The organism is Moorena sp. SIO4E2 (genome assembly GCF_010671945.1).
GTDB lineage: Bacteria > Cyanobacteriota > Cyanobacteriia > Cyanobacteriales > Coleofasciculaceae > Moorena > Moorena producens.
The window spans coordinates 1-6,607 of sequence record NZ_JAAHIE010000417.1 but is presented as its reverse complement, the minus strand read 5'-3'; the positions used below and the strand labels follow the sequence as shown (position 1 = coordinate 6,607).

General features: G+C 44.4%; 5 protein-coding genes and 3 pseudogenes. 6 read left to right on the top strand and 2 right to left on the bottom strand.

Annotated features, from left to right (window positions below):
• A pseudogene (locus tag F6K37_RS29200) lies at nucleotides 1-293 on the top strand (RRXRR domain-containing protein); the annotation flags it as partial.
• 3 nt (nucleotides 294-296) lie between these two features.
• On the opposite strand, the pseudogene F6K37_RS29195 reads toward F6K37_RS29200, so the two are convergent.
• Together F6K37_RS29195 and F6K37_RS44865 are read right to left on the bottom strand one after the other, a co-directional pair.
• Nucleotides 297-902 (bottom strand): annotated as a pseudogene (locus tag F6K37_RS29195) (iron-containing alcohol dehydrogenase); the annotation flags it as partial.
• A gap of 419 nt (nucleotides 903-1,321) precedes the next feature.
• Complete coding sequence (locus F6K37_RS44865; protein ID WP_131827430.1) at nucleotides 1,322-1,486, bottom strand: carbohydrate porin; 165 nt, start codon at nucleotides 1,484-1,486, stop codon at nucleotides 1,322-1,324.
• Nucleotides 1,487-1,602: 116 nt separating this feature from the next.
• Between F6K37_RS44865 and nadA the strand changes: the two genes are divergently transcribed.
• The 5 genes and pseudogenes from nadA to F6K37_RS29170 form a co-directional block, all read left to right on the top strand.
• The gene (gene nadA, locus F6K37_RS29190; RefSeq protein WP_287253963.1) at nucleotides 1,603-2,577 is read left to right on the top strand and encodes a quinolinate synthase NadA; all 975 of its coding nucleotides are present in this window, start codon (nucleotides 1,603-1,605) and stop codon (nucleotides 2,575-2,577) included.
• 147 nt (nucleotides 2,578-2,724) lie between these two features.
• On the top strand, nucleotides 2,725-4,449 hold the full coding sequence (gene nadB, locus F6K37_RS29185; protein WP_008190757.1) for an L-aspartate oxidase: 1,725 nt from the start codon (nucleotides 2,725-2,727) through the stop codon (nucleotides 4,447-4,449).
• Entirely contained in the window at nucleotides 4,446-5,282 is an 837-nt protein-coding gene (locus F6K37_RS29180) for an SAM-dependent methyltransferase (protein ID WP_008190760.1), read from the top strand. The genes nadB and F6K37_RS29180 overlap by 4 nt, the downstream gene beginning before the upstream one ends.
• Before the next feature lie 18 nt (nucleotides 5,283-5,300).
• Nucleotides 5,301-5,741, top strand: a complete 441-nt coding sequence (gene ybiA, locus F6K37_RS29175) for a riboflavin biosynthesis intermediates N-glycosidase (protein ID WP_008190762.1) — start codon at nucleotides 5,301-5,303, stop codon at nucleotides 5,739-5,741.
• 591 nt (nucleotides 5,742-6,332) lie between these two features.
• Nucleotides 6,333-6,607, top strand: a pseudogene (locus F6K37_RS29170) (methyltransferase domain-containing protein); the annotation flags it as partial.

The window sequence follows — 6,607 nt, the reverse complement described above, 5'->3', positions numbered from 1 at the left end:
GTCTAATGTCGAGAGTTCATAATATTCTCACATGGGTAAAAAAACTTACTCGATTTTGTCCGATAACTGGCATTTCTCAGGAATTAGTTAGGTTCGATACTCAGAAGATGGAAAACCCTGAAATTTCTGGAACAGAGTATCAGCAGGGCACACTCTACGGATATGAAGTTAGAGAATATCTACTTTCCAAATGGAATCGTAAATGTGCTTACTGTGGTGTGACTGATACTCAACTAGAGGTCGAACACATCAAACCTAAATCAAAGGGCGGTTCTGACCGAGTAAGTAACCTAGCAAGTGAGGTATGGTTCCAGTGTATGAGTGAAGGAGTCAACTATCCCGTTACTGATTTGGTGTCGTGGCAGGGAAAAAGTTACTGTGGGGTCTAGTACGGAAAAGCGGGGAAATACTAACTCGCTTCTCCTCTGGAGTTTTTCTTGACTGGAACGTCTAGTTACTACAAAATAAGAGTTCATTTCTGAACCAGTCGCTGGCAAGGTTAGTACTGTCCCCAAAGGCAGTGCTGCTGTTAATGGAGCATTGGCAACTAAGATGTCCCACAAGTCCCCAACAAACGGAACCGCCACTGCGATAAATTTGGTAGCATCAATTACAGAACCGCCACCGACAGCTAACAGGTAAGTTATCTCTTCAGTGCGAGCAAACTTGACAGCATCTAACAGTATTTCCAGCTCAGGGTTAGGGGTGATACCACCGAATTCTAGAACTGTATGTTTGGCAAGAGCAGCTTTGACTTGTTCATATACCCCGTTCTTTTTAATGCTGCCGCCACCGTAGGTCATTAAAACTCTGGCATCGGTGGTAATCTCATTAGCAATAGCTGCAATCTTACCTTTACCAAATAGAACTTTAACAGGGTTGTATAAGTCGAAGCAATCCATTGGGTTACCTTCGATAGTGATAAACTAAAACGTTTGGTTGGTTTTGGTTAGGCTATCTATAAACATAGCAATCAACTATCAATATTCCGAGCCTAGGTTGTCTTTTATTTTCAGTCTTTTCATGAAGCCAGTTAGTTGTTCAGTTTGAGATTCACTTGATTAACCTTCCCTAATTCGGCTGAATTAAAAATCTTACCCCTTTAATTTTATTTATAATCTAATTTGGCTGTTTTTTTTAATAAAAATTAACATAGCCCATAAGTAAGTTTTCCGATCATAAAAGTTGTAATAGTAAAACTATACACTTGTCAATACCCTCCCCCAAAATTACTGAATCGAAGAGTGGGGGGATATCACGGGGAGCGAAATCGGCTCATAGTTATAATCATCAAATCAACAAAATCAAATCAACAAACAAATTAAAAACCAAATTGGATTTTGATCATTGGCACTAGGATACTAGGGTTTTTACTGTTGTGTTCTGGGTACAAAATTACAACTAGACCGGGAGTGATGCAGATCTTGTGATGAATCGGGTAGCGATAAAAGGTCTCTAAGTGGTAAGATCCGCAGAAAGATAGCAGAACTTAAGGAAATTTTCCTAGTACACCACCCAGTGGGCTACCGCAGATTTAATATTTATTAAAGAAAGAAAAGCTTCAAAAACTAGTAAACTAGTCAGAAATAGGTAAATAATACGATGTTTACAAATGTCCTCCCAAAAACAACCCTAGAGTTGGAGTATCCGCCCAAAGACCTTTTTGAAGCGATTGAAGACCTCAAACAAGAATTAAACGCAGTTATTCTCGCTCACTATTACCAAGAACCAGATATTCAAGATATTGCTGACTATCTCGGCGATTCTCTAGGTCTTTCTCAACAAGCGGCGGCTACAGATGCAGATGTTATCGTCTTTGCTGGGGTTCACTTTATGGCAGAAACTGCCAAAATCCTTAACCCCAATAAATTGGTACTACTCCCCGATTTAAACGCAGGTTGCTCCCTAGCTGACAGTTGCCCTCCCCAAGAATTTGCGGCATTCAAAGCAGCCCATCCTGACCATTTGGTGGTATCTTACATTAATTGCTCCGCTGCCATTAAAGCGATGAGCGATATCATTTGCACCAGTTCTAACTCAGTTAAGATCGTCAACCAAATTCCGAAAGACCAGCCGATTATTTTTGCCCCAGATAAGAACTTAGGTCGCTATGTCATGGAGCAAACCGGACGGGAGTTAGTCCTGTGGGAGGGGAGCTGTATTGTCCATGAAACCTTTTCTGAGAAAAAGATCGTGGAACTGAAAATACAGCATCCTGAAGCAGAGTTTATTGCCCATCCAGAATGCGAAGCCCCTCTATTGCGTCATGCCAGTTACATTGGTTCCACAACAGGTTTATTAAAGTATAGCGAGGAAAGTTCAACGGAAGAATTTATCGTGGCTACTGAGCCAGGAATTATTCACCAAATGCAAAAGAGGGCACCCCAGAAAAATTTCATCCCTGCTCCAGGTATGGATAGCAATTGTGCCTGTAACGAATGCCCTCACATGCGGCTCAATACTTTGGAGAAGCTGTATCTAGCCATGAAGCAGAAAACACCAGAAATTACTATGCCGGAAGATATCCGAGTAGCGGCGTTGCGACCAATTCAACGGATGTTGGAGTTATCAGTGTAGTGCTGTAGTGCCCCTGAGCAGGTTGACACAATTACTTGACAAAAGTATAAGTTATAAGTTAGAGCTTATAACTTATTAAGCAATTTGTCTTGTGAAAACGAATAACTGCTTAGGGATTAATCAAAAATTAGTGACATATGATCTATCGTGCAAGATTTTAAATCATCCCCTGACGAGTCTTCCAGATCTGCCAATACTCCCTCCCAATTTGACATCATAGTGGTGGGCAGTGGTGCAGCTGGGCTATATGCAGCCCTTTGTCTACCTGCTCATTTGCAGGTAGGTTTGATTACCAAAGACACCCTGAAAACAGGCTCTAGCAACTGGGCTCAGGGAGGAATTGCTGCTGCTATTGACCCATCTGATTCCCCAGAGCTTCACCTAGAGGATACCCAGCGAGCGGGTGTTGGTCTTTGCGATCGCGAGGCGGTAACGTATCTGGTGGAAAATGCCTCTGCTGCCATTGACTCTCTAGTGAAGATGGGAGTAGCCTTTGACCGCAAAGGCAAAAAGCTAGCCATGACCCTAGAGGCAGCCCACTCTCGTCCCCGCGTCCTCCATTCCGCAGACACCACCGGTCGAGCAATTGTGGATACGCTGACTGGTAAAGTTTTAGAGCGTCCAAATATTCAGGTGCTATCTCACGCAGTGGCTTTGAGTTTATGGCTCAATCCAGCAACTGGTCATTGTCAGGGGATTAGCCTCCTCCATCAAGGTCAGATATCTTGGCTAAGAGCCTCTGCGGTAATCCTAGCAACAGGTGGTGGCGGTCAAGTGTTTGCCCAGACCACTAACCCAGCCGTAAGTACAGGAGATGGAGTAGCACTGGCTTGGCGGGCTGGGGCAATTGTTAGAGATTTGGAGTTTTTCCAATTTCATCCCACAGCTTTAACCAAACCAGGGGCACCTCGATTTTTGATTACAGAAGCTGTCCGGGGAGAGGGGGCACATTTAGTAGATCACAAAGGCGATCGCTTTGCTTTTAATTACCACCCTTCAGGGGAATTGGCTCCTAGAGATGTGGTAAGTCGGGCAATTTTTAGTCACTTAGAAAAAACCTCCGCCGATCCTAGCCACGGGAATGTTTATTTAGACTTGCAACCCATTGAGCCAGAGCAAATTCGCTATCGTTTCCCCAATATTATTAACGTATGTCAACATTGGGGCATTGATATCTTCAAACAACCCATTCCCGTTGCACCTGCTGCCCATTACTGGATGGGAGGAGTGGCTTGCGATCTGAGCAGTTGCACCTCGATTCCGGGGCTATATGCCATTGGTGAAACAGCTAGTACGGGGGTTCATGGTGCCAATCGCTTAGCGAGTAATTCCTTATTGGAATGTTTGGTTTTTGCCGCCCAATTAGCTGAAATTCAAACAGCTCCTAATCCAGTTCTGCAGGAATCCCTACCCTTTATAAAAGAGAAAGGTGACTGGGCAAGGGACATCGAGAAGATAGCATCAGTAAGGCAAAGTTTACCCTCCCTGATGTGGCAAAGTGCAGGAATTTGTCGCTCCCAGGAAGTTTTGGAGTCAGCCCTTGCTGAAGTTAATTCCTGGCGCTCTGAATTGGCTGGCTTAGAGGTGAGTCAATACTTGCTCGATTTACAGCCCAACCAAACAGTTAAATTTGAGTCACCATTAGCCGAGCAGCAATTGCGAACGGCTGCAGAAACCTTCAATCTCCTGGATATTGCCCATTTAATTCTCAAAAGTGCAGCATTGCGCACAGAAAGTCGGGGCGGACATTACCGCAGGGATTATCCCCAAACCTCACCCAGTTGGCAAGTTCACACCTTATTACAGGGCGAGCGCTGGTGGAAATCTCCACAACTTTCTCTAAGGTTAGAACCCAAGGAGATAGCGGTATGAATACCACTTATTCAGAAGCGGTGAAAACAGCGCAAACCTATTATGATGGTGCAGAAACAGACCGATTGTATGCTACTTTCTGGGGTGGTGAGCATATCACTTATGGGATATACAAGAGTTCGGATGAACCGATCCATGATGCCTCCAAGCGCACGGTGGAAACAATTGCCCAAACTCTGGAAAATCTAGCTCCCGATTCACGAGTCATCGATCTAGGTGCTGGTTATGGAGGGGCGGCGCGGTATCTGGCCAAAACCTACGGTTGTTCTGTCTGCTGTCTCAATTTAAGCGAGCGGCAAAATCAACGCAACCGCCAACTGAACCAAGAGCAGAATTTAGCCCACTTAGTTGAGGTAACTCAGGGGAGTTTTGAGGATATTCCCTATCCAGACAATTCCTTTAATATTGTCTGGTCCCAGGATGCCATTTTACACAGTAGCGATCGCACTCAGGTCTTTGAAGAAATTAAGAGGGTTTTGCAGCCAGGGGGAGAGTTGATTTTTACTGACCCCATGCAAAGGGAGACTTGTCCACCAGGGCTACTGCAACCAGCCTTTGACCGTCTGGGTATCAAGGATATGGGTTCCTATCGCTTTTATAGTCAGACAGCCCAGGAATTGGGTTTTGAGGAATTGCACTTTATTGACCTTTCTGAACATGTGCCTACCCATTATCGACGATTTGGGGAAGAAGTGCGCGTACGCTATCAGGAGGTAGTCAGAATTACTTCCACCGAATTTGCCGATAAAACCTTGAAAAGCATTGAACCCTGGATCGAGTATTACGAAAAAGGGTACATGCAGTGGGGCATTTTGCATTTTCGCCTGGGGTAAAATTTTGGGAGTCAAGCTGTGACCATTTACTTTTACGACATTAGCGAAAAGCCCTATGGTTGTTTCTCCAACTTTTCCCCCCATGGGTTTGAACTGGACGGACTCTGGTGGCCCACCTCAGAGCATTATTTCCAAGCCCAGAAATTTGCTGGTACGTCCCATGTAGAAGAAATTCGCTCTTGCAAGACTCCCGCAGAAGCTGCGAGCATGGGACGAGAGCGTACTCGTCCTCTGCGCAGGGATTGGGAAGAAATCAAAGAGGATGTTATGGGGCGAGGCTTACTCTGTAAGTTTCAAACCCATGCTGATATCCGCGAAATTCTGCTGGGGACAGGGGACGAACTAATTGTGGAAGATGCTCCCCAGGATTATTATTGGGGTTGTGGTAAAGATAGGAGCGGTAAGAATCGCCTGGGAGAAATTTTAATGGAAATCCGAGCTATCTTAAGGGAATCTTGAGCAGGAGGAATTCCGAACAAGCATGACAGAGTTAATGAAGGCAGTTATTCTTACTGAATTTGGGGCATTGCTTAATAATGGAATGATTTTAAGCATTTTGTAGAATGGGCATCTTGGTGGAACTGGCATCTTGCCAGTTTCAATCCAGTTTCAATATATTTTCGGGCGGGCAGGATGCCCACTCTACTCCTATTCATTCAAAGATTCAGTAACACCTAAAAAAGAGCCCGAAAAACTGGTACATACCCAAAGTACCTAAACCAGTCCGGAAAAAGGTAGAACTGTTAATTAAAGTTGGAGCTTGTAAGGGTTTTCTGGCTCTACCGGATTGGGGATGTAAAACTGTCAGTAAATAATTAATCTAATCTTGATTGGGCGGGAGTTTTAGTTGTTCAGATAAGGATTTTTCAGAAATAACCTGCCCAATCATACTTAGTGGGCTCATACTTACTGGGCAATAAGCGCGTTTTTCTGCATACTAGGTTCCCTAGAGCCATTTTTCTGTACTCCATCCGAAATGCTTGATCCGAAATCCTTCCCACATAACCAGGATTGTTGACTTTTTAAACACGAAATTACCTTGGAATAACCATGACACTATCACAACCAGAAAAAGAATATCCTCTCTCAAAAGATGAAGCTTTGATTTACGATTGGCGCATCCATAGTATTCGCCAAGCACTGAAACAAAAAGGAAAAGCCACAGGTCCTTTGCAAATTGAAGATTTGCTAGAATTGGATCACCTAGACCAATACCACTACTTTGGCACCAAAGCTTGCGATCGCGCTATCAACCGTTTGGCACTATCCCCCAACTCGCGAGTTTTGGACATTGGCAGCGGTGTTGGTGGGCCTGCTCGATACAT